Source organism: Anaerobacillus sp. ABD4_527, assembly GCF_056160805.1.
The window spans coordinates 676,939-700,022 of record NZ_JBSWXZ010000002.1; the positions used below are offsets into that span (position 1 = coordinate 676,939).

Sequence of the window (23,084 nt, forward strand, 5' to 3'; positions counted from 1 at the left end):
TAAGTGTATGTTAAACGCATCGTGTTCTAGTGTAATGAAGTCTACAAAACTCTTAAGAGTGAGGAAGAGACGCTATGAAAAAGTATTACCAAGCTGTGACCTATGATGTTTGTGAGCACAATGATTTATTTATCGATATGAATGAGTACCCTATTGATTTCCCGGCAGAAATGGAAGTTCGGGTAAAGGCACTTGCGAAGCAAGATGTTGCTCCACTGGTAAGAGTTTATGTGTCAGAGACGAGTGATTTTAAAACTATCACGTTACATAGAGAATTTACGTTTAAAGAGTACGAGTGTGGGTGTGAGTCAGATAGCATGTGGTGTGAAACATGAGTGAAGAACACTTAAGGAAAGTCAGGCTTGTTCTTTTTTACATAGGATTTTTAATCATTTCGATTTCAGCGTCTTACTTTATTGCGTATCCGATTGGGTTCGCACCTAATGGTTACGAATTGATAGAATCAACAGAAGACAAAGCGACCCTACAATCTTATACAATTATCGGAATGAAAGATGAAAAGATCATCTATCGCCCGGAAGAAGGGAATGAGTGGAAGATGACTTTCCTGAGTGAGCGAATCGAACAACTGCCGCAAGACTATTTCTTTTTCTTCACGTCGGTAATCGTGGCGATTTTTTGGGCAGGAATTGACTTTTTTAGAAGGCGTTCTCTTAAAAGCTGCTTGCTTCAGGCTGGGGCATTCATGCTTTTCCCAACTTTAATGTTGGTTGGGAGCATCAATGACATTAAGGAAGTTATACAGTATTCACTTTAGGGTTGGGATATGGGATCGTTGACAAGTCAGGAGGTATACGATGGATCAAGATAAGCTTCGAGCTGCCTTGATTTTAGGTTCATTAATAGGAGTAATTGGCATAATCATGCTTTTCTTTAGTGTGGATTTCGGTACAGCGATAGCTGAGAACTGGTTAGCTGAAGAAGGTGGGGCAAATACGGAGTATTACCATATTGCTGTCCAGGGCTTTATCAACAACTTTATAGTCGCTGGAGGAATTATGTTTGCTTTTGGACTAACCGTGACATCGGTTGCGCTATACTTTAGGTGACAGGTACCACCCGGTTTAGCTCGATTGATGTCGAACTCCGTCATGAGAGGGTTTAGCGTACGTATGTAAAATGTCCTGTATCTTAATACAGGGCATTTTTATATGCTTTAGTATGGTAGAATATGGTTTGGTGAGTTTTGTTGATAAAGTCCGTTCCAATCGTTTGTATTGGAAGATTTACCAACGGAGGAAAACACATTTGCTTCACCTACAAAATAGTCGTTATACAAATCTAATGATAAGATTAAACACTAGCAACCTACAAGGGGAGAACGTTCATCCTTCCTTGTAATAGGGAGTTAGGTTAGTTATAACCTATCGAAAAACGTCGTTAGGGATTAGGGAGAGATGGGTGATGGGGGATCAGTTTAGTCAGTATAATTTTTGGTTGGTATCATTGTCTTTCGCAATTGCGGTCCTATCTGCTTTTACTTCGTTACATATCGTGAGCCGTCTACAAGGTTCGAAAGGGAACGATCGAATCGTTTGGGTATCGATAGGTAGTTTTACCTTAGGTGCTGGGATTTGGTCGATGCATTTCGTTGGAATGCTCGCTTATCACACCCATATGGCGGTGACTTACGACCCGTTATTAATGTCGATCAGCATCCTTCTCTCCATCGTCTCGAGTGCGATTGCGTTTTACGTGATCAGTTTAGAGATTAATAAAACGAGTACACATCTAGCCGTTTCCGGTCTAATAGGCATGGGTATTGTTTCGATGCACTATATCGGAATGGCGTCTATGGAGATGGCGGCTACGATTACATACGATTCTAAGATGGTAGCGCTCTCCGGCGGCATTGCACTTATTGCTTCCTATATTGCCTTAAAACTTTTTCTTTCGTGTGCTCAAACAGAATGCAAGTGGAGGCTATGGACAAGTGCAGTCGTTATGGGGGTCGCGATCACAGGGATGCATTATACAGGGATGGCAGCGGCGTCCTTTGACGGAATGAGCGTAGCTATTCTTCCTCAAATGGATTCTAGCATCGATCAAGATACATTAGGCTACCTAGTCGTTGGTGGCGTTTTATTAATCATGGCGTTTACTGTCATCGTCATTAAATACCAGGCAAGGATTGAAGATAGCAATCATCGTTTCGCGATTATTGACCGTATGCATCGTTCGATCATCGAATCCGCGAATGATGCCGTCATTACTGCTGACCATGATGGAAACATCTTATCTTGGAATAAAGCTGCGGAGAGAATTTTTGGGTATCATTCGAAGGAAGTCATCGAGGCACCTCTTGAGAAAATCTTGCCAACTGGTTTTCAAAATGCGCACCAGGATCAGGGAGAGGGAAACGATGAACGAACAGGACAGACTGTTGAACTAGAAGGCATACATAAATCCGGCCGTGCCTTTCCAATCGAACTTTCATTATCAACGATCAAAGATGGAGCGGATGTTTACTTTACAGGAATCATTCGAAATATCACAGAACGAATCGAAAGCCAAAAGCGTATAGAAGAGCTCGTCTATCGTGATGACTTAACGCATTTGCCAAACAGAAGGATGCTGTATGATCACTTATCTTCATGTATTGAAGAAGCCGCTGATCATGCTAAACCCATCGCTGTGATGTTTTTAGATTTAGATCGTTTTAAGCAAATAAATGATGTGTACGGGCATCGGGTAGGGGATCAACTCTTGAAAAAAGTTGCCAGCCGAACGCAGTCATGTCTCACTTCATACGATTTATTAGCAAGACAAAGCGGAGATGAATTCGTGATCGTATTAACAGAAACGAATGAGGATCAGGGAAGAAAAGTAGCGAAGGAAATTATTCAAGCAATCGCTGAACCGTTCCTAATTGATAATTTAGAACTCTATACTTCAACATCCGTTGGCATCAGCTTATATCCTAAGGACGGTACGGATGCGGACATGTTGTTAAAACATGCGGATACCGCTATGTATGAAGCGAAGAAGGAAGGCGGGAGTCAGTATTCCTTTTTTACGAAGGAGCTTGATCAAGTCATTTCAAGAAAAATGATGATTGAAACCGGCCTACGTAAAGCGATTGAACGAGAAGAGCTAGAAGTTTATTATCAACCGCAGGTCAATGTGGCCACACAGAAGGTTATAGGATTTGAAGCACTCGTTCGCTGGAATCATCCTGTGCTCGGTCTTGTATCACCAGGAGAATTTATTCCTCTCGCTGAAGAAGCTAACTTAATCATTCCGATGGGAGAGTGGATCTTACGGGAAGCTTGCCTTAAATTTAAGGAATGGGTAGATGACGATCACACGTTGACTCATATTTCAGTGAACATTTCTGCAATCCAGTTTAAACAGCCAAATTTTCCTGACATCGTCAAGGCGACTTTGAAAGAAACCAATTTAGATCCATCTTATTTAGAGCTTGAACTAACAGAAAGTAGTGTTCAAGATCCTGGCCGCGCAATTCCTACCATGCATCGTTTGAAAATGATGGGTGTCAAGCTATCACTAGATGATTTTGGAACTGGTTATTCTTCTCTTAGTTATTTAAAAGACTTTCCATTAGATACGTTGAAAATTGACCGATCGTTCACGCAAGCCATTCATGAGAGTCAAAGGGACAAAGCTGTTGTGGAGACAATCGTGCATATGGCTCTGAAGCTTGGTTTGAATGTGATCGCTGAAGGTATCGAAACGCCTGAGCAGTTAGATCGAATCACAGAAAGCAAATGCCATGAGTACCAGGGATATCTATGTAGTCCACCATTGCCGCAACAACAGATTGCAGCGAAGTTTATAAATAAAGGAATTGAAGCTAAACTAACGATACAAAAGGAGCCTCTCAATCAAGAGGCCTCCAGCTAATATAACGGTTGTTGGTTTTGACATGGTGGAAATCCGTTAATATCTTGAATCATGGCAAAATCATATTGCTTTAAAGCGAATTGGGATTGATACAAATATTCCATCACAAGCACTTTACCTTGTGACGTTCCGCATAATACGCCTGACGTTCCCTGTCCATTCGTTAATGAGATGCCAACAGGTTGACCGATCAAATATTGGATCTTCTGGTGCCAATGCATGGGCAACACTCCTTCACCTCCATCATATTGAATGAGGTAAAATAGGTGCATGTCTAGATAAAAGAAGGAGTAACGCTCTTTTTATTGAATAAGTGAAAGTGAAAGCTCGTTAAAATACGGTATACATAAGGAGGAACTATGAATTTAGGAGCATTCTCGATCAGTTTAACGGTAAAAGACCTTGAGAAGTCAAAGGCGTTTTATGAGAAACTTGGCTTTAGTGACATGGGTGGAGATATGTCTCACAATTACCTCATCATGAAGAATGGCAATTGCATCATCGGCTTATTTCAGGGCATGTTTGATAAAAATATCCTCACGTTCAATCCAGGATGGGATGAAAATGCGGAGAACCTGGATTCCTTCACAGATATCCGTGATTTGCAGAAGCATCTGAAAGAAAGCGGCATCGAATTGATTTCTGAAGCGGATGAATCTAGTGAAGGTCCTGCAAGCATCACCCTTGAAGATCCTGATGGAAATCCAATTCTTCTCGATCAGCATCGATAAATTTTAAGCAGTTCGGCAAAGGGATATCGTACGCGGTATCCTTTGCGAACTGCTTTTCATTTGCACGTTTATTAAAAAGCTACACCACTAGGAGGTTAAGTAGATGGGCTTGTTATACATCGGTGCATTTTTCGCAGGGTTAGGTATCTTTTTTATGGGGATTGCCTCTCTATGGGCTGTATCGCTCTATGATAAGAAAGTGCGCCGTAAATAGATTGAAAGAAGCCCCTCACATGATACGAGGGGCTTCTTTTGAGGGGGTTACTCCTTCACATACTTATCTGTTAGTTCGATAAACTGATCGATTGCGTCGTTGATCGGCTTTAGAGACTGTTTCCAGAATTCACTTTTAGTAAGATCCTCGTTAAGAAACGTTGCGCCTAGCTCTTCGATCGACATTTTACCTGTGTGTCGAAGAAGCTCTACATACTCGTCGGAGAACCCTTCGCTCCCTTGCTTCGATCGTACGTAGATTCCGTTGCTGAAAAGGTAGCCGACCGTATACGAAAGGGTGTAGAACGGTTTTTCAGGAGAGTAATAATGTGAAATCGTCATCCAATTGTATGGATTGTATTCTGCTAACGCATGATTCGTCCAGCGCTTTTCCGTATCAACCATAAGGTCTGAAAGCTCGTCAGCACTGAGCTTGTTTGATTTACGCTTTTCATAAAACTGCTTCTCAAAGTCGAATGTATAAGGGATGTTAGAGATGTATTTGTTTCCATTCGTAATCTTCATTTCGAGCAGTGACAGTTGATCTTCTACTGTCTCGGCATGTTGGATGGCAGCGTCTAGAACAAGGTTTTCAGCGAACGTTGAAGCGCTCTCGGCAAGGGCAGAACCGGTTTCTTGTGAAAATGCTTGTTCCTTTTGTAGAATCGAATTGTGATAAGCATGCCCGAGTTCGTGGGCTAGCGTTACGACATCTTGATAATCACCGTTAAAGGAAAGTAGGATACGACTTTGATTCTCTAGCGGCATCTCAGCACAGAATGCACCGAACTGCTTCGTCTTTCTCTTCTCTGCATCGATCCACTGTTCATCAAACGCACGCTCGGCGAACGTCCCCATATCCTCACTAAATCGATGAAACTGCTTTTTCACGATTTCTGCCGCTTGCTCATAATCGATGCTTGCTTTTGAAGAAAAGTACGGGACATCGATATCGTAGTAACTGAGTTTCTCAAGGTCCATAAGCTCAGCTTTCCTTTGTAGGAAACGCTGTTCCTGCTCGTTATGTTCACGAAGAGCATTCATCATGCTTGAGATCGCTTCTTCGCCGATCCGATTCTTTTCATAGAATTCGGCTTGCGTCTTTTCGTAGCCTTTTAATGCGTATGTATCAAGGCGAAATCCAGCAAAGTGATTGAAGATCGACGCAACGGTATCTTTTTGTTGCTCGAGCACCTGACGGATCGCTTTACTAGCAGATTCCCTCTTGTCCCGGTTATGATCAAAATGAGATACGATGAATGCTTCGTATAGTGATAGATTCTTCGTCTCATCTCCTTCAGAAAGAGGCACTTCTAGCTTGTATACAAGCTGTTCAAAATGATCTTCCCAACCATGAATGCCGTTGATCGAGAGCGTGTTGATCGCATTTTCAATTGACTGTGGCAGCTTTTTGCTTTGTTTTTTCTCTAAAAGGTAAGGCTTAACGGATTGAAGTGAATCACATTCCAATAACTGATGCCATTCTTCTTCATTTAGTTTTGAAAACAAGCCATCAAGTTCCGCTTTTAACGTTTTCACTTTCGTTTGAAGCTTCGTGCTTCTCTCCGTCAACTTCATCGATTCTTGATCATTGGTATCTTCTGAAGAAAGGCAAATGCAATACTCATCGATTTGAAAAGCCTTCAAGATGATGTGCTGAACCTTTTGTAAAAGCTGCTCAACCTCTCTTGTAGGGAGAGGCCAATGCATCTGGTCGATTAAAACTGGTATCTCGCTCTCTAGTTCATTGAAGTGCTGATGTAGTTTGTCAGAGTGCTTTCCCCCAGGATAAATACTGTCTAAATCCCATCGTTTTGTTAATGTATGTTCCATCGAAAATCCCCCTTTTTTTCCACTCTATGTACTAGGTTACTAGAAAAAGGAAGAAATTTCATGTATTTGAGAGAAAATTATGATAGTTTTGTATGTAGTGTAAAATGAAGGTGTGAGGTGAGAGTATGAAAGAATTTAATCCGATTGAAAGTTCACGAATAGTATTAAGACCGTTTAAAGAGTCCGATCTTGATGAGTTCGTCGCGTACCGCGCTGATCCTGACGTCGCACGATATCAATCGTGGGACGATTATACGAAAGAAGATGGCATCTCGTTTTTTGAAGAGATGGCGAATGCTCGTTTCGATGCACCCGGCGAGTATTATCAAATTGCATTCGAGCTCATGGAAACGAATGATTTGATCGGAGATTGCGTTGTGCATCCTTTAGCAGAAGATCCACGTCAGGTTGAGATCGGATTTACACTAGCGCGCAAGTTTCAAGGGAAAGGGTATGCTTACGAAGCGTTAACAACACTTTTAGACTATTTGTTTGTAGATCTTAAGAAGCACCGCGCGTTCGCTGTTACGGATGTGAAAAATGAAGGGTCGGTAAGGTTACTAGAAAACCTCGGAATGAGAAGAGAAGGTCACTTTGTTCAAAACATCTGGTTTAAGGGTGAGTGGGGAAGCGAATATTTGTATGCGATTTTGAATAAGGAATGGAGTCGCGGAAGGAGGTAACTCGTTGGATTATGTAAAAGAATTAAGAGAGCTAGTAGGTCATAGACCGCTCATCTTACCTGGGTCTGTTGTGATTATCCTGAATGATAAGGATGAACTGCTGCTTCAGCATCGAACAGATGGAGGATGGGGACTGCCTGGTGGCATCATGGAACTCGGTGAAAGTCTTGAAGACACTGCAAGAAGAGAAGTGAAAGAAGAGACCGGATTAACGGTAGGGAGTCTACAGCTCGTGGATGTCTTTTCGGGATCGGATTATTACCTCAAGGTTTCAAACGGTGATGAACTGTATTCGGTCACAGCGGTTTATGTAACGAGTGATGTTAAAGGCACGATCACGATGGATGAATCAGAGTCTTTAGACATGCGCTACTTTTCCGTAGAGAATCTCCCAGATGGTGTAACGAAGGAGTACCGTCATTACATCGAAACGTATGTAAGAAAGAAGGGAGGAGGCGCATGAAATTTGTCTTAATATTTGGACCGCAGGCCGTTGGGAAAATGACGGTCGGTGCTGAGTTAGCAAAGCTAACGGGACTGAAGCTTTTTCATAACCATATGACCATCGATCCACTCGCGCCACTATTTGGGTTCAGTTCAGAAATGTGGCGACTCTCATCTTTGTTTCGAGAGGAAATATTTAATACGTTCGCACGAAGCGAGCAATATGGCATGATCTTTACATACGTATGGGCGTTTGACGAGAAGAAGGATTGGGATAGCGTGGAGAAGATGTGTAGGTTTTTCACCTCAGAAGGCGCAGAGCTCTACTTCGTAGAATTAGAAGCGAATGTTGACGAGCGGTTAAAACGTAACCGTACTCCGTATCGTCTTGAACAAAAGCCTACAAAAAGAAACATCGAACAGTCTGAGCATAACCTGCTTGAAACGATGAAAACAAACAGGTTAAATTCGTATGAAGGTGAGATCGACCAGCAACACTATCTACGGATCAATAATGAAAACCTGAAACCAGAAGAAGTTGCACGAATGATAAAGGAACAGTTTATGTTATAGAGAAAAGAGAGCGAATCGATGTGATAACGAGTTCCGTTACCTATCACAAACAATGAAAATGTAGACTAAAATGCGCCACAAATTGCATAGCAATCTGTGGCGCATTTTTTATTTGATATATAAGGGTACAAATAAAAATCGAAACAAAATTTGCAGGTGAATTTGCATACGAATTTGTAGCCTTACATTAGACAGTGTATGTTAACAAATTGACCTGCATTTAACCCTTCAATTTGTTAAGTGTAATTTAGTGAATTAGGCAGGTTTTCGACGACTTTCCTGAAATAATATTGGGGTAATATGCTAAAATTGTAGTTAGATACAACTTAGATTAATCCAACAATCGGGAGCTATTTCTCAATAAGATTGGTGACTTTTTAAAATTTATGACTGGCTAGGAAACGTTCGATTACGGTGCATTTTCTTACTATGTTAAATCATATATTGCACCAAAAGTGTCAGAGTATATACTTTGAAATTCAGCATATTATTTTTGGTTTAGGAGGGGGATGAGTATGTATAGGAAATGGATGTACGGAATCTTAGCAACATTGGGTTTTGTTGGATTAGTATTAGTCGATATAACGATGCTTGTTCCGTTTGCCGAGAACCAAATAATCGCTTCAGCACTCGTTATAGTGTTTTATTTGTATCTTTTATATCTCATTATTTTCCGTAAGATATTTTGAACAATCAGGGAGCTTTAATTGAACAAATCAAGTAAAAGAGCTTGGAACGGCATTGTGCCTCCAAGCTCTATTCTGTATTCTGTGTGATTTACAGTGCGAATTGTACTGTGAACTCAATTGTAAATTGTTATGTGATTTCACGTTTTGCACCTCTGAAGTAAACCCGTTAAGAAAAGGGAGCGCTACTTTAAAAAGTTGCGTCCTTTTTAGGTAGCATCTTACAGTTACTTCAGGACATCCTAATACAAGGGAGGGATGTTCAGTGGTATTCAAAATTATGTTATCTTTGTTATTTTTATTTCATAATACATCAATCGCTTCTGCTGAAACGCCAATCAAAGCAGCTTTCATAAGGGACCATCAATTATGGATAAAAGAGGGAAATAAAGAATCACAGCTTACATCAAATCAGTATATATACACTCCAAAGTGGTCATATGATGGCAGGTTTATTGCTTATTTAGTTGGTGATGCTTTTGGTGAGAATACTAATTTGTTTATTTATGATTCAAATACAGAAGAAAGTTATCAGCCTTACCAAGCCATTGAAACTAGAAATTTTCAATGGTCTCCTGTATCAAATCAATTAGCCTACATCTCTAATGGTGTACTTAACGTAACAAAAATAATGAATGACCGACCATACGGATTTGAGAATGTCTCGCTAGGCGTTAGTGATTTTGCTTGGTTTCCGAATGAAAATGAGTTCATTGTCTCTTCGCAATCAAATTTACTACCGACAGGGTGGGAGCCTGTTCAGTTATTTAAAATACCAGTAGATGCTAATCTTAATTCTGACAAAATAAAACCGTTTTATACTATTCCAACAAATACACCTGACTTGTTTGCCATCAATGCAGAATATTTTAAGTGGAGCACAGATGGAAAATGGGTTAGTTTTCTTGCAACTCCCACTGCTTCCTGGGCGAATGACAGCAATACTCTATGTGTACTTTCTTCTAAAGGAAAAAAATTTCAGAATGTAGGAAAAATGCTTTGGTATAAAGATTGGATAAAGTGGGCTCCAAATAAAAATATACTAGCATACATCTCGGGAGAGGGTAGGTTTTTTGTTGAGAATAAAAACACTACCGTTGCCGATATTCCAATTTTAAACGAACAGATGGAGTATACACCAAGAGGGTATGTTGATCTTGATTTAGATTGGTTTTCCTCAGACACTATTATTGTTGCTCGAGCAAAAGAGAATAAGGAGTGGAAGCAAGGTCCGGTTCCTACAATGTTTACAAGTCTATACGCTTTAAATATAAAGTCGAATGTGCAAAAGCAAATTTCCTATCCAAAAGAAAATGAACTAGATCTCAAACCTCAAGGTGTAAAAACAAAAATTATCTGGTTTAGAAAAAGTATTAATAATAGCAAAGGAAATGTATGGATTAAATACAAATTAAATGGTCCAGAACATATATGGATTCGAAATGTTGACTCGGCTCCTGTTCTTTTCTCATAAGAATAAGACTAATATAGACTAATTCTTTATTATCTTAAGAAGAAGTAATCTTTTGTTCAACAATCGGGAGCTTTAATTGAATGAGCCTTTTGAATAAAATAAAAGTCGCATCCTGATCCGTTAAGGATTAAGATGCGACTTATTTTTTAGTAAAAACCTATGCAACACTTAATGCAATTATCTATCATTTACATAATCATTTTCTTACGCAAATTGATGTTCGATAGGTAACGGAACCCGTTATCGATGTGATTCGCTCTCTTTTTCTAGATAGAGAGGCTACTCAACCTTAAGATAATGAATGCTGAACAACTGATCGTCATCTGTCCAGATCGCTTCAGACAGGAACCCTGAACGCAATGCGAGTTTCTTAAACTCTTGGATGCTATATTTATAGGAATTCTCGGTATGAATCGTCTCATGCTCTTTGAAAGAAATCGTTTCATCTCCTAGCGTAACGGTCTGCTCGATCATGCTGACGAGATGCATCTCGACTCGTCCCATCGGCGCGTTGTAATACGCATAGTGTTTAAACGAATCGAGGTTAAAATCGGCGTCGAGCTCACGGTTTAAGTGTTCAAGCATATTGAGGTTAAAACGTGATGTCACTCCTTTTCTATCATTATAAGCATCATGGAGAACGGAAGGATCTTTCTTTGTATCGACTCCAATCAATAATCCATCTCCTGGCAATAGTAGATTCGCGATATTGGATAGAAAGCTTTCCGCTTCTTTTTTCTCAAAGTTTCCGATCGTCGAACCTGGAAAGAAGACGGTTTTTTTCTTTGAAGGATCAAGGATTTCTTTAGGGAGCTTCAGCTCTCCGGTATAGTCGGCCACGATTCCGGTAATGTCGACGTTAGGATAATCAGAAGCAAGCTGCTCTGAAGAATCCTTAAGGAACGATTTTGCGATGTCGATCGGTACGTATTCAGAAATCATACCAGACTCGAGCAACAGACGGATCTTTCTACTTGCGCCGCTACCAAACTCGATGATTGTGGAACCCCTTCCGATGAGACACATCATCTCATCGAGCGATTCTTCCATAATTGAGAGTTCTGTTCGAGTCGGATAATATTCTTCGAGTTTCGTAATCTCCTCGAACAACTCTGATCCCGTCTGGTCATAGAGAAACTTCGGATGCAGGGTTTTCTTTTGTGCTGTTAAGCCTTCAAGAGCTTCATGAAAACGATCGGGCTGTGTAGTGAGCTGGTCGATGATTGTGAGGCCGGCCTTAATCATGACTCGTCTCCTGCAAGGCGAATACCTGTAAACTGCCAGCGTTTGTCAGGTCCGAAGAAGTTTCGGTACGTTGGTCGTATATGAGACGCAGACGTAACGCAAGACCCGCCGCGTAAGACCATCTGACTGCTCATGAACTTTGCGTTGTATTCACCGAGCGCGCCATCTAGAGGCTTGTTCCCTGGGTACGCCATGTATGGACTTTTCGTCCACTCCCACACGTCGCCGAACGCTTTTTTGATCTGGCCTTCATCGTCTTTGACAGAAGCGACAGGATGATAGATACCGTCTTCAACAAAGTTTCCTGAAATCGGTTGATCTCGGACGGCAACTTCCCATTCCGCTTCAGTTGGGAGGCGTTTCCCTGCCCAGCTTGCGTATGCTTCTGCTTCATAGTAGCTGACGTGTGTGACGGGTTCTTCTTTGTTAAGGGGAACGAAGCCGTGCAGTGTGAACGTGTACCATTCACCATTTCGCTCTTCCCAATGAAGTGGTGCTTTCCATTGTTGATTCTTAACCGTTGCCCAGCCGTCTGATAGCCAGAATTCTGCGCGTTCATACCCGCCGTCTTCTATAAAAGCAAGGTACTCTCCGTTCGTAACCGTTCTTGTCGCAAGTTCAAACGGCTCAAGCCAAACCTTGTGAACAGGCCGTTCGTTATCAAACGAAAAACGCTCTCCTTCGTCGATACCAATCTCTAAAAGTCCACCTTCAAAACGTGCCCATTCGAGCGGAGGTGCGACGTCTTTTGTGGTCGTTTCGCGTTCAAGGTAAACAGGCTTCAACGGATTGATTGAGAAATTGTATTTCACGTCTGTCATAAGAAGTTCCTGGTGCTGTTGCTCATGATGAATCCCGATTTCGATTAAATACGCTACTTCACGTAATTTCTTTTCGTCGAGTTCTTCGATTAACAGAGTGATTTCATGATCGATATCAGCTCGATACTGCTTAACTTTTTCAACACCAGGTCGACTTAATAGTCCTCTTGAATGTCTCGGAAAGAAGCTGCCGACGCTTTCATAGTAGGAGTTGAACAAATACTCAAATTCCTCATGATAAGAAACGTAGTTTTCACGGTAGTCTTTTAAAATAAATGTCTCAAAAAACCATGTCGTATGTGCCATATGCCATTTTGGAGGGCTGACATCGGGGTGCGACTGGATCACATAATCTTCTGTTTCGAGTGGTTGAACGAGCTTCATCGTCATCTCTCTGACGTTTTTATAAGACTTTCGCAAAGTATTTCGTAATTCAGTGGATTCAATATGTTGTAACATGTGTTCCTCCTCGAATCGGTTATGGTTTATCAAAGCAAATACTCTCCTGCATTCTTACAATTACACACTGTCATCAGAAATCCTGTTTTTTATATGCGCACGATGTGCAGTCCTCATAAATTTTGTTGCTCTAGTTGGATAAGTCTGGAATAATTGAGGTTAACGTGATTTGTATGGAAAGAGGGAAACAGAGTGATTGAAGTTTATGAGCCAATGTATATTCCTATTTTGCTGCTTTTGTTAGGAATCGGTTATCTTGTTGTGTATTCGACAGTCGTAATGAAATACAAATTCACCCTTTCTGGGAAGATTCTCATGTCGATTTCTGTGATGATTTATCTTCTTGTTGGCATGTATATGATTGGTGGAGGATATTACACTGATGGTCATAATGAAGGACCGATGCTCTTCGGAATTGGATTTCTTGAGATGATCATTCTTTCGTACGCGTATATTTTCATTGGATTAGCGGTTGGAATAGGGAAGCGGGATTCGAGATAAGAGGATGGTGATGAGGTGTTAGCATCTACGGTCGTAACATGGGGAGAGTCACGTCTAACGTTAACGTGGAGACCGGGCAGGGAGCTTCCAGAACGTGAGCTCATTACGAGCGTACATGGTTTTTGTTATAAGGATGGTGAGCTGCTTCTTGTGAATCTGAATGATAGAGGATGGGATTTTCCAGGCGGGCACATTGAAAAGGGAGAAACAGCTGAGGCATGTTTTCAACGAGAAGCTTTTGAAGAGGCATATGTGTCTGGAAACTGTACGCTGGTCGGCTCTATCGTCGTCGATCACAGTGAAAATGAACAGTGGAATGAGTCGAGCCGCTATCCTAAAGTAGGGTATCAAGTGTTCTACAGCATGGAAATCACGGACGTTCATCCTTTTGGTGGTGAGTTTGAATCGAGTGAAAGGCGCTTCATCTCCCCGGAGAAAGTAAGTGACTACTATCCGAAATGGAATGCGGTGTACCAAGAAATCATTCATGAAATTGAGAGGAAGTCTTAATGCTGGTAACCTTTGAACGGTTATCAGCTGTTTTATTTTACACTGAAAATAAAATAGGTAAAATCTACCTAAAAAGTATTCCTAAATTTCAGATAGTTCATTATAATCGGATTAGGAGGTGTGAAAATATTCCAGTAATTGAAAAAGGAGTTGGCAGTCCTCGTGTTCGCATGAGGGTTTTGAAGTGTGCAATTTTTGATATCGATAGGAGGATGGGCTGGTACATAAGAGACCTCTGAATGCAGTTCCTGGTAAGAGTACATTCAGAGGCGTCGCTGGTTTAAGAAACCAACTTTCATAAGTATACCGCTTCTTCACAATAAGTGGAACTGAAATGGGTGTTCCTGAACAATATACTGAAGGGGATAAAAAAAGAATGACAATTTTATGCGAAGAAATGGTTTTAGAGTACGAAATCAGCCGTACAACCGAAGCGTTGCTACCGGCAAAAGAACTTGTGAACGAAACGAGAATTTACGATCGATCAGGTGTTTATTTATCGAAACGAACTCAGATCGATTTGATTCGAGATGCTTGCCTTGAAGGTGGATCTACATATGATGGACGACGAAAAGCGATGGTGTATCACCTGAAATATGAGCACCAAACGCCAATCGTCATCTCTACCTCGAACAGAATATGCGCCTTTCCTACTGAATCCCCTGATAATCTTGAGTGTTCCTGGATCTTCTATCACCATGTGAGGAACATGACATCACTAACTAAGAATTCGTCGATGGTCCATTTTCATAGTGGTTTAAAGCTAGAAGTCCCCGTATCGCTTTCGAGGCTTCAGAAACAAATGGAAAGGATGGGACGGTGTATCAGTCACTACTCAAATAATCCGGTCTATTGTTAGCATAAAAAAAGTCGTACATTCCTCTCTGTCCGAATATACATTTAGTTGTAGCTTGCAAATCAACAATGTGAGACAGAGGAGGAATCACGATGAGCTGGTATTTGAAGGTGCTAAAGGATTATGTGAATTTTAAAGGAAGAGCTCGACGGAAAGAGTATTGGATGTTTTTTCTTGTTCACGTCATCATTTGTTGTCTTCTTTCATGGATTCAAAGCGCTGCGGATATGGGAGTTGCGCTCACTTCTATCTATACACTCGCCGTTTTCCTGCCTGCGTTAGCTGTAGCAGTTAGACGCTTGCATGATACCGGTAAAAGTGGGTGGTGGGTGCTGATTTCACTCATCCCGATCATTGGTTCTATCATTTTGATCGTTTTCCTCGTACTCGATAGTGAGGATGAAAACAAATACGGTTCAAGTCCTAAACTTGCTGAAATTTAATAAAAACTGCCAGTGCTTCGGTACTGGCAGTTTATTTTTATGAAATGGATAGTATTTTCTAATATAAGTAAAATAAAGAGTGACTGAAAAGTAGAAGGTGTTAGAAGATGGACAGTTATTCGAACGACAATACAGCAAGGCGCTATAGGGCACATGTGAGTACGTGGGGAACCACGCAACTTCATTTGCGGAATCCGTATGTAATGGCATGGTGGTCAGCAGCGTTTCCCGGGTTTGGTCATTTGCTGCTTTCAAAATATATACGAGGATTCATGTTATTTGCTTGGGAAGTCATTGTGAATATGAATGCTCATGTCAATACCGCAATGATTTATTCATTTCAAGGTGAAATCCAGCAGGCAAAGGAAGTTTTGGATACAAGGTGGTTACTTATCTACATACCAGTCTACCTTTTTGCGATATGGGATACTTACCGAACGACCGTAGATATGAATAAAGTGTATATATTAGCTGATATGGAGGATCATCGAATCAATACATTCAGTATGGGTGCGTTTGAGGTGAATTATTTGGATAAACGAAGTCCAAACATGGCTGCATTATGGTCTTTCTTAATGCCGGGTCTAGGGCAATTGTATATTCACCGCATTTTCACAGCCTTCTTTATTGTTGTATGGGGGGTAACGTTTTTATACTACTCACACGCTCTTGAAGCTATCTCCTTACTTTTCTTAGGTGAAACGAGTAAAGCGACTTCAGTAATAAAGCCTGATTGGCTGTTGATGCTTCCTTCTCTTTATGGATTCGCGATTTTCGATGCATATATAAATACCGTAGAAAACAATAAGCTTTATAAAAAAGAACAAAGGAGATATCTCCTAAAGACGTATCAGTCTCCAAGTTTCGTAATTAAGAAAGGAACGAAGATGTCATGAAGCGTGTGCAACTATTCTCCACGTTCGAGAATCATTCCTATCTTGAAATCGCAATTTCAAACCTTGAAAAGCAGGGCATCCCACGTGAAAAAATATATGCAGTGCCGCTTGACAAACGTGCAGAAACGAAAAAACTTTTTGATACACTGCACAGCTCTGATGGGATATCTCTTATCGACATTGGCTTGCCGTTAGCTACTGCGATTTCCGTTGTTACTGCAAGCATCGGATTTGAGTTAGCATGGGGACCGATCTATTGGGGACTAATAGGTGCGGCGTCGGGTTTTGTATTAGGTGTTATCATCAGGTTAATCATCTTTTGGCAAACAGAGAAGGGAAAGAAAAGAGTGAGGCGGAAACAAGCGGATTTGATTTTGATCGTAGAGTGTGAGCCATCCATTAGTGAAAAGGTAGAGAAGATCTTATGGGAACATTTTGCGATGGGGCTAGCAAAAGTTGAAAGTGGAACGTAACAAGAAAGGCTGTAGAGATGTACTCTACAGCCTGTTTTTTTATTCTTCAGTTTCCATGTCTGCACTATTTGTCATTGCCTGAGCAAGGTTCGATGTGATGTTCACTGATCCGAAATCGATGCCGAGCTGAACGGCGGTTTGAGCGATTTCTGGGCGAATGCCTGAAAGCGTAGCCGTTACACCGATAAGCTTGAGACCTGTGAGCAATTGGAAGATTTGTTGCGCGACCATAGTGTCGACCATGTAAACGCCTGACAGATCTAAGAACAAATGATTAACGCCTTTTTCAATACAGCCTGTCAGCGTGTTATCGATGATGGCTGAAGCACGTTCATCGTCGATGTCACCGATGATTGGAAGGAGTGCCTGTCCCTTTTGTAAAGAGATGAGCGGGAAACTTAAGTCGTTGATCGTTTTCTGCTGCTCTTCAATTCTCTTGTTGAGATGTTCAGCCTTTCCTTCAAACACACGCATCATGACGATATCAAACGAGTCATAGATCACCGTTTTCCAAAGATCGATCTTTTCTTGTGGAATCGGATAGTCCTGCTGGTTGATAAATTCTTGTATGTATGTAAGGTACTGCTCACGAACCCTTAAAAACTCCCTCATAATCAAGTGGGTAGGGGTTTTAATGTGCTCTGTATCCGTTGCAATCTCCATAATCCATTGATCGAATTCTTTAAAAAACTGTTCTTTTTCCATCACAAATATTTTGCAAAGATGGTAATGGAACGACATGTTTTGAGATTTAAGGTTCTCGATCACCTTCGGATCATTCGATGAGTAAACACCCTCTGGATCTGATTTATCAAGTGATTGGTACCATTCTTCGTTTAGCTGCTCTGCTTTACTTAACAGAAAATCGTGGAGCTCTATATTCCGTTGCATATCATTTTCTCCTCTCAAACCTTCTCAATCTCGTATCTGATTTAACCTTAGGTCTAGATGTACAGTGGTATATCATTCATAGAAGACAAAATGAGCGTGCATTCGTCAAAAGATTGCATCATTCCTTCTCATGTTACTGAAGAAAATGGAGAAGTGCAAACATTAAAATAGTAAAAGGGAGTTAGGCCTCGGCCTGACTCCCTAAAATGATCTTCTCAACTTTCGAAAGGTCGATAGAAACTGAAGAAGGAATAGTCGCTTGAAGTGTTGTGAGTGCGCTCTTCATCAAGTGATGACGAGGGTCTTTCGACTGCGTGAATTCGTCTCTAATAAATTCAAGAAGCTCATTGTACTGCGCATAATCATCTGAAGATTTTAGCTTCTTCTTCATACATAGGATCGCGTCGTTAAGTACCTCTTTCCGAGATTGGTCTTTAAGTTCTGCATCAGGGAGCCAGTTTTTGAGATCATCTGGTTCAATCAATTGTTCACCGCTCTCAGTTACTTCTTTCACGATTTTCTCAATTCGGTTAACCGTGTAGTTCACCACGAGCTGAATGTTTACGGTAGAACCATGCGTACGCGCGTAATATTTTGTGTTGTGATGAAGAATGCCTAGGAACATAATCGCACAATCAAGTAAGTAAGGTTTCGCATCCACGCTGAACAAATCCTCAAAACGATGATAAACCCACTGCAGCATCCTCGCCTGACTTTCCTTAATGTACTCTTTAATCTCTTCATCTGGTGATAAAACAACTTCTTCAAAAAGCGTGAGAAGGCGGTTCTTTCGATTCGTATTCATTTGTGTTTCGATCTGCTTCTTAAAAACTTCGATATTTGCAGAATCTTTTCCAGTTAATAAGCGATCGCGCTTTGTCTCCATTTCATTCAATAACGTTTTGAAGAGTGCGATCAAAAGCTCATTTTTTGATGAAAAGTAGTTATAGAATGTTCCTTTTGAAATACCTGTATAGTCGAGAATATCTTGAATCGACGTTGCGTGAAAGCCTCTGTCGATGAAAAGTTCATGAGATTTAATGATTACCTGTTGTTTTCGATCGTTCACTGTATCATCACCCTGTGTATTAATGTACTACCTGTATAAATTTGATAATACATCATTTTCTGATAAAGAACAAATGCTTGTGTAGAAGGAGATACAAAGGTGTTGATAAAAATGAACCGATGGTATAAAATAATCGTAGTGAACTTATAGTATAAAAAATGAACTGGTAGTATAGGAGAGGATCAACATGAATGCAGCAGTTAATGAGACACCTCGTCCACAGTATGGCGTTCTTGCTGTACTCATCGTCGGAGCGTTCATTGCATTTTTAAATAATACACTTTTGAATATCGCACTTCCGTCCATTATGGCGGATTTGCAAATCGGTACAGCTACCGTTCAATGGCTGACGACTGGATTTATGCTCGTGAATGGAATTTTGATTCCTGCCACAGCTTTTTTAATTGAAAAATTTTCTGTGCGACGTTTGTTTTTAGTCGCGATGGGATTGTTCTCGATCGGAACCATCATTGCGGGAATGGCAGATGTGTTTCCTGTTCTGTTAGGAGGAAGAATGCTGCAAGCCTCAGGATCAGCAATCATGATGCCGCTACTGATGAACGTGATGCTCGTTAGCTTTCCGATCGAAAAGCGCGGCGCAGCGATGGGGGTTTTCGGCTTAATATTGATGGCGGCACCAGCAATCGGCCCGACGCTATCAGGGTGGATCATCGAACATTACGACTGGAGAATGCTGTTTCACTTCGTCACGCCGATCGCAATCGGTGTGTTACTGCTAGGTTTCTTCTTATTAAAAGATAAAAAAGAGAAAGTAACGTTAAAGCTCGATGTTATTTCACTCGTTCTATCGAGTGCAGGTTTCGGAGGCATCCTTTATGGATTCAGTTCTGCAGGAAGCAAAGGATGGGAAAGCCCGCACGTGACGGTCACACTTGCAGTAGGCGTTATTTCACTTGTTACCTTTATCGTCAGACAGTCGAAACTAGAACGACCGATGCTGAACTTTACGATTTTTAAATATCCAATGTTCGCCTTATCGTCTTCGATTACAATGGTGATTAATATGGCACTGTTTTCTGGCATGCTGCTATTGCCGATTTATGTTCAGACCATTCGTGGCATCTCGCCGTTTGATGCTGGACTCATGATGTTACCAGGTGCGCTCGTGATGGCACTCATGTCACCGATAACTGGTAAACTTTTTGATAAATACGGTGGTCGCATCTTAGCGATGACCGGTCTAACGATTACGGTAGCGACTACTTACTTATTTAGCACGCTATCGTTCGAAACGACCTACACGTATTTAATGATTCTTCATGCCGTACGAATGTTTGGAATGTCGATGGTGATGATGCCTGTCTCAACGAATGGGCTGAATCAGCTGCCAGCGAAATTCTATCCGCACGGCACAGCGATGAACAACACGTTGAATCAGGTTTCTGGTGCGATCGGTACGGCACTGCTCGTTACGGTGATGTCGACTCGAACGGAATCAACAGCTTCAGAGCTAGCACTTTCGGGAGTAAGTGAGCAGCAGATCATGATGAAAGCGATGCTTGAAGGAATTAACTTTGCTTTCTTCGTCGCAACATTTATAGCGGGTGTGGCACTCCTGCTATCATTCTTCATCAGAAGACCAGGAAGAGTTGAAGAGCAATTAGACAAGCAATCAGAGAAACAATCAGACGAAACGATCATCGTAAGGGGTCAGGCGCGTGCCTGATCCTTTCTTTTTTTGTTGCTGTTTCGCACACATTACTGTATGATACATAGTATAGATAGTGTACGACATACAGTAATAGAAAGAGTGATGGTATGACGTTGTTGAATTCTTTAGTAACCGAGCTAAGAAGGGGGACATTAACCCTTGCTGTGCTCAGTCAGTTGAGATCTCCTCAGTATGGGTATTCACTCGTTCAGTCTCTTGAAAAGTCAGGTGTCACAATTGAACAAAGCACGTTATATCCACTTCTACGAAGGCTAGAAAAGCAAGAGCTTGTCACGAGCAGCTGGGATACGACGGAGAAGAGACCAAGAAAGTATTATTTACTGAGTGAATTTGGAACAGAAATTTATGGACAATTAAAAGAAGAGTGGGAGAAGACTTCTGCGGAACTTCACTCCCTTCTGAAAGGAGACGAATCACGTGAAGTTGATTGAAGCGTATATTGGAGAAGTGACGAGAAGGCTGCCAGAAAAGGAGCGGGAAGATATCGCTCTAGAACTAAGGTCAACGATCTATGATACGCTGCCTGAAGATTACAGTGAAGAAGAGGAGAAGGCTGCATTACGTGAGCTTGGAAGTCCGTTTATGTTGGCGAACGGTTATAAAAACTGGCCCATGCATCTTATCGGACCGAAGTACTTTGAGTCATACGTTACGCTACTAAAAATCATTCTGCCAATCGTCCTCCTCATCTCTTTTCTTTCGTTATTAACCGTGGATTTCATCGAGCATTCCGGGATCATCTCGGTGATCGAGATCTTCTGGATGGCGATAGGAAATGCGTTTGCTGTCTTCTTTGATGTTACGCTCCAGGTCCTCTTCTGGGTGACGCTTGGATTTGTGATTCTAGAAAGAACAGAGCATAAAAAGGAAACGATAAAGAAATGGTCACCTGACGACTTGAAGAAATCACCGAGTTATTTAACAGAGAAAGCTGTTAAGAAGATGGAGATCTTTTGGGATCTTTTCTGGACGGCTGTGCTTGTGGCACTTTTTTTCAACGCATCGAGTCTAATCGGTGTGATCCAAAATGGAGAAATGGTGGCACCTCTATTCAATAACGACGTGTTGCTGTCTTATTGGCCACTTGTCGTGGCTGCTTTGATCGGTGAGGTTCTCCTTGCTGCGTATAAGTTAGTAGCTGGGGTATGGACGAAGCGAATGGCGATTCTAAATATGCTTCAGCTTGCCTTTTCGACGACCGTCTTCCTCTTGATCATTTTCAATAACAACATTATTCATTCCAAGATCGCAACTTATTTTCCATTACCGGAAAGTTATCTAGACCGTACTCTTATTATCACTGCGATTGTGGTGGTTGGGATCAACGCTTATGAAGCTTGGAAAGGTTTTAAAAGAGGGAGTCAGGCACGTGCCTGACTCCTAATTTCTCTTTCTTTCGTTTTCTTCCATCCCATTACAATAAAAAAGACGGCTAAGGGATAGAGAGCTACCCATCCGAGGAAGGGGAAAAAGCCAATTGTCATAACAAGTGAAAGCTTTGATGCAATCCTACCTACTCGGTGGTTCTTCAACAGAATGACGCCGGCTGCAGCACCACCTATATAAGTAGCAAAGTAGGTTGCGTTAGGAAACGGTAAAAGCGCTTCAAAAGAAAAGAATCCTTGATAGACACTCGTTAGTATGATGAAGAAGATGATCCCGATAAATAGCAATCCACCTAAGGGCGAAGAGTATTTACTATATACAATCCCAAACCATTTCGGTGCAACTTTTTGGTGTGAAAGCGTATATGCGATACGTGCCCCGGCGCTAACATATGCATTCGCACTCGCAATTGAGATGAATAATGCTGTAATGCTAACGATAACGGCACCTGTTCTCCCAAGTGAGAGTTCAACCATATAGCTTAGTGCGGTTTCTCCCGTACCATTTACGTAGCTGTTTGTACCGACGACTGCCACTGCTAATAAGATGTAAAGGAATGATACGATACCAGCGCTATAAAGTACTCCCTTTAAAGCATCACGATCAGGACGGTTGAATTCTCCTGACATATGGGTGACGCTCTCCCATCCGATGAAACACCAGAATAGAATGCTGATCGTCGGTAAGGAACTTAGCCACCCGTTAGGCGTAAACGGTGTGAAATGTTCTTTCTCAACATGTGGAGCTGCTGCGAAAATTGCTCCGAGTAACACGATGATAATGAGCGAAATGACGAATGTTTGTACAAACCCTACCGTTTTCACTCCAAACACGTTCATCAGTAGCACTGCGAGTAAAATCATCCCTGCTGCTAGTACGGTTTGCTTGTGACTCCAGCCAAAGAGCTGTCCGAGGTAAGACCCACCTGTTAGTGCAATGATTGGAACACCCGTGGGTACAGAAAGCATGAACATCCATCCGATTGCTGTACCGTACGTTTTTCCAAAGGCTTTTGAGACGAACGTTGACACCCCTCCAGAACTTGGGTGAAGGGCTGAAAGCAATCCCATCGTTAATGCAAGCGGTATTGCAGCGATACAAATCACGATCCAGGAAATAATTGAAAGCGGTCCACTCATGTTTGCTGCGACCCCTGGTAAAAATAAGACACCTGAACCAAGTACGGCTCCGATATATAACGCAATAATCTGCGTCAGACTAAGAGATTTTTTTAGTTGATCCATCGTTGACCCTCCAGCTTTTTAGTTCACGTTGAAGTTTATCATTGTTATAAGTATCGTAGTTATCTATAATTATCG

26 protein-coding genes are annotated in these 23,084 nt (G+C 41.5%); 19 read left to right on the forward strand and 7 right to left on the reverse strand.

Annotation, left to right across the window (positions count from 1 at the left end):
* Nucleotides 1-74 precede the first annotated feature (74 nt).
* The 4 genes from ACXAHI_RS15695 (at nucleotide 75) to ACXAHI_RS15710 (ending at nucleotide 3,885) form a co-directional block, all read left to right on the forward strand.
* Nucleotides 75-335, forward strand: a complete 261-nt coding sequence (locus ACXAHI_RS15695; protein WP_474849416.1) for a hypothetical protein — start codon at nucleotides 75-77, stop codon at nucleotides 333-335.
* Entirely contained in the window at nucleotides 332-778 is a 447-nt protein-coding gene (locus ACXAHI_RS15700; RefSeq protein WP_474849418.1) for a hypothetical protein, read from the forward strand. Before ACXAHI_RS15695 ends, ACXAHI_RS15700 begins: the two co-directional genes overlap by 4 nt.
* Nucleotides 779-818: 40 nt before the next feature.
* Nucleotides 819-1,070, forward strand: coding sequence for a hypothetical protein (locus ACXAHI_RS15705; RefSeq protein WP_474849420.1), 252 nt, complete (start codon nucleotides 819-821; stop codon nucleotides 1,068-1,070).
* Between the two features lie 355 nt (nucleotides 1,071-1,425).
* On the forward strand, nucleotides 1,426-3,885 hold the full coding sequence (locus ACXAHI_RS15710) for an EAL domain-containing protein (RefSeq protein ID WP_474849422.1): 2,460 nt from the start codon (nucleotides 1,426-1,428) through the stop codon (nucleotides 3,883-3,885).
* Here the strand turns inward: ACXAHI_RS15710 and ACXAHI_RS15715 are convergent.
* On the reverse strand, nucleotides 3,882-4,106 hold the full coding sequence (locus tag ACXAHI_RS15715; RefSeq protein WP_474849424.1) for a hypothetical protein: 225 nt from the start codon (nucleotides 4,104-4,106) through the stop codon (nucleotides 3,882-3,884). The genes ACXAHI_RS15710 and ACXAHI_RS15715 overlap by 4 nt on opposite strands.
* Nucleotides 4,107-4,244: 138 nt before the next feature.
* Here ACXAHI_RS15715 and ACXAHI_RS15720 point away from each other — a divergent pair, with 138 nt between their 5' ends.
* A complete protein-coding gene (locus ACXAHI_RS15720; RefSeq protein ID WP_474849426.1) occupies nucleotides 4,245-4,616 on the forward strand; it encodes a VOC family protein in 372 nt (123 codons plus the stop codon).
* A gap of 261 nt (nucleotides 4,617-4,877) precedes the next feature.
* Here ACXAHI_RS15720 and ACXAHI_RS15725 read toward each other — a convergent pair whose 3' ends face one another.
* On the reverse strand, nucleotides 4,878-6,662 hold the full coding sequence (locus ACXAHI_RS15725) for a M3 family oligoendopeptidase (RefSeq protein ID WP_474849428.1): 1,785 nt from the start codon (nucleotides 6,660-6,662) through the stop codon (nucleotides 4,878-4,880).
* 125 nt (nucleotides 6,663-6,787) lie between these two features.
* Here ACXAHI_RS15725 and ACXAHI_RS15730 point away from each other — a divergent pair, with 125 nt between their 5' ends.
* The 5 genes from ACXAHI_RS15730 (at nucleotide 6,788) to ACXAHI_RS15750 (ending at nucleotide 10,522) form a co-directional block, all read left to right on the forward strand.
* Entirely contained in the window at nucleotides 6,788-7,345 is a 558-nt protein-coding gene (locus ACXAHI_RS15730) for a GNAT family N-acetyltransferase (protein WP_474849430.1), read from the forward strand.
* Between the two features lie 4 nt (nucleotides 7,346-7,349).
* A complete protein-coding gene (locus tag ACXAHI_RS15735) occupies nucleotides 7,350-7,808 on the forward strand; it encodes an NUDIX hydrolase (RefSeq protein ID WP_474849432.1) in 459 nt (152 codons plus the stop codon).
* Nucleotides 7,805-8,362 (forward strand): DEAD/DEAH box helicase family protein, encoded by a 558-nt coding sequence (locus ACXAHI_RS15740; RefSeq protein WP_474849434.1) that lies wholly within the window; start codon nucleotides 7,805-7,807, stop codon nucleotides 8,360-8,362. Before ACXAHI_RS15735 ends, ACXAHI_RS15740 begins: the two co-directional genes overlap by 4 nt.
* Before the next feature lie 515 nt (nucleotides 8,363-8,877).
* Complete coding sequence (locus ACXAHI_RS15745) at nucleotides 8,878-9,051, forward strand: hypothetical protein (protein ID WP_474849436.1); 174 nt, start codon at nucleotides 8,878-8,880, stop codon at nucleotides 9,049-9,051.
* Between the two features lie 262 nt (nucleotides 9,052-9,313).
* Nucleotides 9,314-10,522: a translocation protein TolB gene (locus ACXAHI_RS15750; protein WP_474849438.1), complete on the forward strand. Its 1,209-nt coding sequence runs from the start codon at nucleotides 9,314-9,316 to the stop codon at nucleotides 10,520-10,522.
* Nucleotides 10,523-10,801: 279 nt separating this feature from the next.
* Here the strand turns inward: ACXAHI_RS15750 and egtD are convergent, their stop codons facing one another.
* Nucleotides 10,802-11,767, reverse strand: a complete 966-nt coding sequence (gene egtD, locus ACXAHI_RS15755; protein ID WP_474849440.1) for an L-histidine N(alpha)-methyltransferase — start codon at nucleotides 11,765-11,767, stop codon at nucleotides 10,802-10,804.
* Nucleotides 11,764-13,047: an ergothioneine biosynthesis protein EgtB gene (egtB, locus tag ACXAHI_RS15760; protein WP_474849442.1), complete on the reverse strand. Its 1,284-nt coding sequence runs from the start codon at nucleotides 13,045-13,047 to the stop codon at nucleotides 11,764-11,766. The genes egtD and egtB overlap by 4 nt, the downstream gene beginning before the upstream one ends.
* Nucleotides 13,048-13,239: 192 nt before the next feature.
* Here egtB and ACXAHI_RS15765 point away from each other — a divergent pair, with 192 nt between their 5' ends.
* From ACXAHI_RS15765 to ACXAHI_RS15790, 6 genes are all read left to right on the forward strand, one after another.
* Nucleotides 13,240-13,548 carry a hypothetical protein gene (locus ACXAHI_RS15765; protein WP_474849444.1) on the forward strand — a complete coding sequence of 103 codons (309 nt, stop codon included), beginning with the start codon at nucleotides 13,240-13,242 and terminating at the stop codon, nucleotides 13,546-13,548.
* 15 nt (nucleotides 13,549-13,563) lie between these two features.
* Entirely contained in the window at nucleotides 13,564-14,058 is a 495-nt protein-coding gene (locus ACXAHI_RS15770; RefSeq protein ID WP_474849446.1) for an NUDIX hydrolase, read from the forward strand.
* A gap of 376 nt (nucleotides 14,059-14,434) precedes the next feature.
* Nucleotides 14,435-14,917 (forward strand): competence protein ComK, encoded by a 483-nt coding sequence (locus ACXAHI_RS15775; RefSeq protein ID WP_474849448.1) that lies wholly within the window; start codon nucleotides 14,435-14,437, stop codon nucleotides 14,915-14,917.
* Between the two features lie 89 nt (nucleotides 14,918-15,006).
* Nucleotides 15,007-15,357: a DUF805 domain-containing protein gene (locus tag ACXAHI_RS15780; RefSeq protein WP_474849450.1), complete on the forward strand. Its 351-nt coding sequence runs from the start codon at nucleotides 15,007-15,009 to the stop codon at nucleotides 15,355-15,357.
* Between the two features lie 107 nt (nucleotides 15,358-15,464).
* Nucleotides 15,465-16,253 carry a hypothetical protein gene (locus ACXAHI_RS15785; protein WP_474849452.1) on the forward strand — a complete coding sequence of 263 codons (789 nt, stop codon included), beginning with the start codon at nucleotides 15,465-15,467 and terminating at the stop codon, nucleotides 16,251-16,253.
* Nucleotides 16,250-16,726, forward strand: coding sequence for a hypothetical protein (locus tag ACXAHI_RS15790; RefSeq protein WP_474849454.1), 477 nt, complete (start codon nucleotides 16,250-16,252; stop codon nucleotides 16,724-16,726). The genes ACXAHI_RS15785 and ACXAHI_RS15790 overlap by 4 nt, the downstream gene beginning before the upstream one ends.
* 39 nt (nucleotides 16,727-16,765) lie before the next feature.
* Here ACXAHI_RS15790 and ACXAHI_RS15795 read toward each other — a convergent pair whose 3' ends face one another.
* Both ACXAHI_RS15795 and ACXAHI_RS15800 read right to left on the reverse strand, forming a co-directional pair.
* On the reverse strand, nucleotides 16,766-17,617 hold the full coding sequence (locus ACXAHI_RS15795) for an STAS domain-containing protein (RefSeq protein ID WP_474849456.1): 852 nt from the start codon (nucleotides 17,615-17,617) through the stop codon (nucleotides 16,766-16,768).
* A 181-nt stretch (nucleotides 17,618-17,798) separates the two neighbouring features.
* The gene (locus ACXAHI_RS15800) at nucleotides 17,799-18,686 is read right to left on the reverse strand and encodes a TetR/AcrR family transcriptional regulator (RefSeq protein WP_474849458.1); all 888 of its coding nucleotides are present in this window, start codon (nucleotides 18,684-18,686) and stop codon (nucleotides 17,799-17,801) included.
* A 187-nt stretch (nucleotides 18,687-18,873) separates the two neighbouring features.
* Between ACXAHI_RS15800 and ACXAHI_RS15805 the strand changes: the two genes are divergently transcribed.
* The 3 genes from ACXAHI_RS15805 (at nucleotide 18,874) to ACXAHI_RS15815 (ending at nucleotide 21,756) form a co-directional block, all read left to right on the forward strand.
* Nucleotides 18,874-20,373: a DHA2 family efflux MFS transporter permease subunit gene (locus ACXAHI_RS15805; RefSeq protein WP_474849460.1), complete on the forward strand. Its 1,500-nt coding sequence runs from the start codon at nucleotides 18,874-18,876 to the stop codon at nucleotides 20,371-20,373.
* Between the two features lie 92 nt (nucleotides 20,374-20,465).
* Entirely contained in the window at nucleotides 20,466-20,810 is a 345-nt protein-coding gene (locus ACXAHI_RS15810) for a PadR family transcriptional regulator (protein ID WP_474849462.1), read from the forward strand.
* Entirely contained in the window at nucleotides 20,797-21,756 is a 960-nt protein-coding gene (locus tag ACXAHI_RS15815) for an HAAS signaling domain-containing protein (protein WP_474849464.1), read from the forward strand. Before ACXAHI_RS15810 ends, ACXAHI_RS15815 begins: the two co-directional genes overlap by 14 nt.
* On the opposite strand, the gene ACXAHI_RS15820 is transcribed toward ACXAHI_RS15815, so the two are convergent.
* Complete coding sequence (locus tag ACXAHI_RS15820; protein ID WP_474849466.1) at nucleotides 21,741-23,009, reverse strand: APC family permease; 1,269 nt, start codon at nucleotides 23,007-23,009, stop codon at nucleotides 21,741-21,743. The genes ACXAHI_RS15815 and ACXAHI_RS15820 overlap by 16 nt on opposite strands.
* Nucleotides 23,010-23,084: the final 75 nt, after the last annotated feature.

Excerpts from the sequence above, each read along its gene's own strand:
- ACXAHI_RS15695 (WP_474849416.1), top strand. The coding sequence starts at position 75 with ATGAAAAAGTATTACCAAGCTGTGACCTATGATGTTTGTGAGCACAAT.
- ACXAHI_RS15700 (WP_474849418.1), top strand. The coding sequence starts at position 332 with ATGAGTGAAGAACACTTAAGGAAAGTCAGGCTTGTTCTTTTTTACATA.
- ACXAHI_RS15705 (WP_474849420.1), top strand. The coding sequence starts at position 819 with ATGGATCAAGATAAGCTTCGAGCTGCCTTGATTTTAGGTTCATTAATA.
- ACXAHI_RS15710 (WP_474849422.1), top strand. The coding sequence starts at position 1,426 with ATGGGGGATCAGTTTAGTCAGTATAATTTTTGGTTGGTATCATTGTCT.
- ACXAHI_RS15715 (WP_474849424.1), bottom strand. The coding sequence starts at position 4,106 with ATGCATTGGCACCAGAAGATCCAATATTTGATCGGTCAACCTGTTGGC.
- ACXAHI_RS15720 (WP_474849426.1), top strand. The coding sequence starts at position 4,245 with ATGAATTTAGGAGCATTCTCGATCAGTTTAACGGTAAAAGACCTTGAG.
- ACXAHI_RS15725 (WP_474849428.1), bottom strand. The coding sequence starts at position 6,662 with ATGGAACATACATTAACAAAACGATGGGATTTAGACAGTATTTATCCT.
- ACXAHI_RS15730 (WP_474849430.1), top strand. The coding sequence starts at position 6,788 with ATGAAAGAATTTAATCCGATTGAAAGTTCACGAATAGTATTAAGACCG.
- ACXAHI_RS15740 (WP_474849434.1), top strand. The coding sequence starts at position 7,805 with ATGAAATTTGTCTTAATATTTGGACCGCAGGCCGTTGGGAAAATGACG.
- ACXAHI_RS15745 (WP_474849436.1), top strand. The coding sequence starts at position 8,878 with ATGTATAGGAAATGGATGTACGGAATCTTAGCAACATTGGGTTTTGTT.
- egtD (WP_474849440.1), bottom strand. The coding sequence starts at position 11,767 with ATGATTAAGGCCGGCCTCACAATCATCGACCAGCTCACTACACAGCCC.
- egtB (WP_474849442.1), bottom strand. The coding sequence starts at position 13,047 with ATGTTACAACATATTGAATCCACTGAATTACGAAATACTTTGCGAAAG.
- ACXAHI_RS15775 (WP_474849448.1), top strand. The coding sequence starts at position 14,435 with ATGACAATTTTATGCGAAGAAATGGTTTTAGAGTACGAAATCAGCCGT.
- ACXAHI_RS15780 (WP_474849450.1), top strand. The coding sequence starts at position 15,007 with ATGAGCTGGTATTTGAAGGTGCTAAAGGATTATGTGAATTTTAAAGGA.
- ACXAHI_RS15785 (WP_474849452.1), top strand. The coding sequence starts at position 15,465 with ATGGACAGTTATTCGAACGACAATACAGCAAGGCGCTATAGGGCACAT.
- ACXAHI_RS15790 (WP_474849454.1), top strand. The coding sequence starts at position 16,250 with ATGAAGCGTGTGCAACTATTCTCCACGTTCGAGAATCATTCCTATCTT.
- ACXAHI_RS15795 (WP_474849456.1), bottom strand. The coding sequence starts at position 17,617 with ATGCAACGGAATATAGAGCTCCACGATTTTCTGTTAAGTAAAGCAGAG.
- ACXAHI_RS15805 (WP_474849460.1), top strand. The coding sequence starts at position 18,874 with ATGAATGCAGCAGTTAATGAGACACCTCGTCCACAGTATGGCGTTCTT.
- ACXAHI_RS15810 (WP_474849462.1), top strand. The coding sequence starts at position 20,466 with ATGACGTTGTTGAATTCTTTAGTAACCGAGCTAAGAAGGGGGACATTA.
- ACXAHI_RS15820 (WP_474849466.1), bottom strand. The coding sequence starts at position 23,009 with ATGGATCAACTAAAAAAATCTCTTAGTCTGACGCAGATTATTGCGTTA.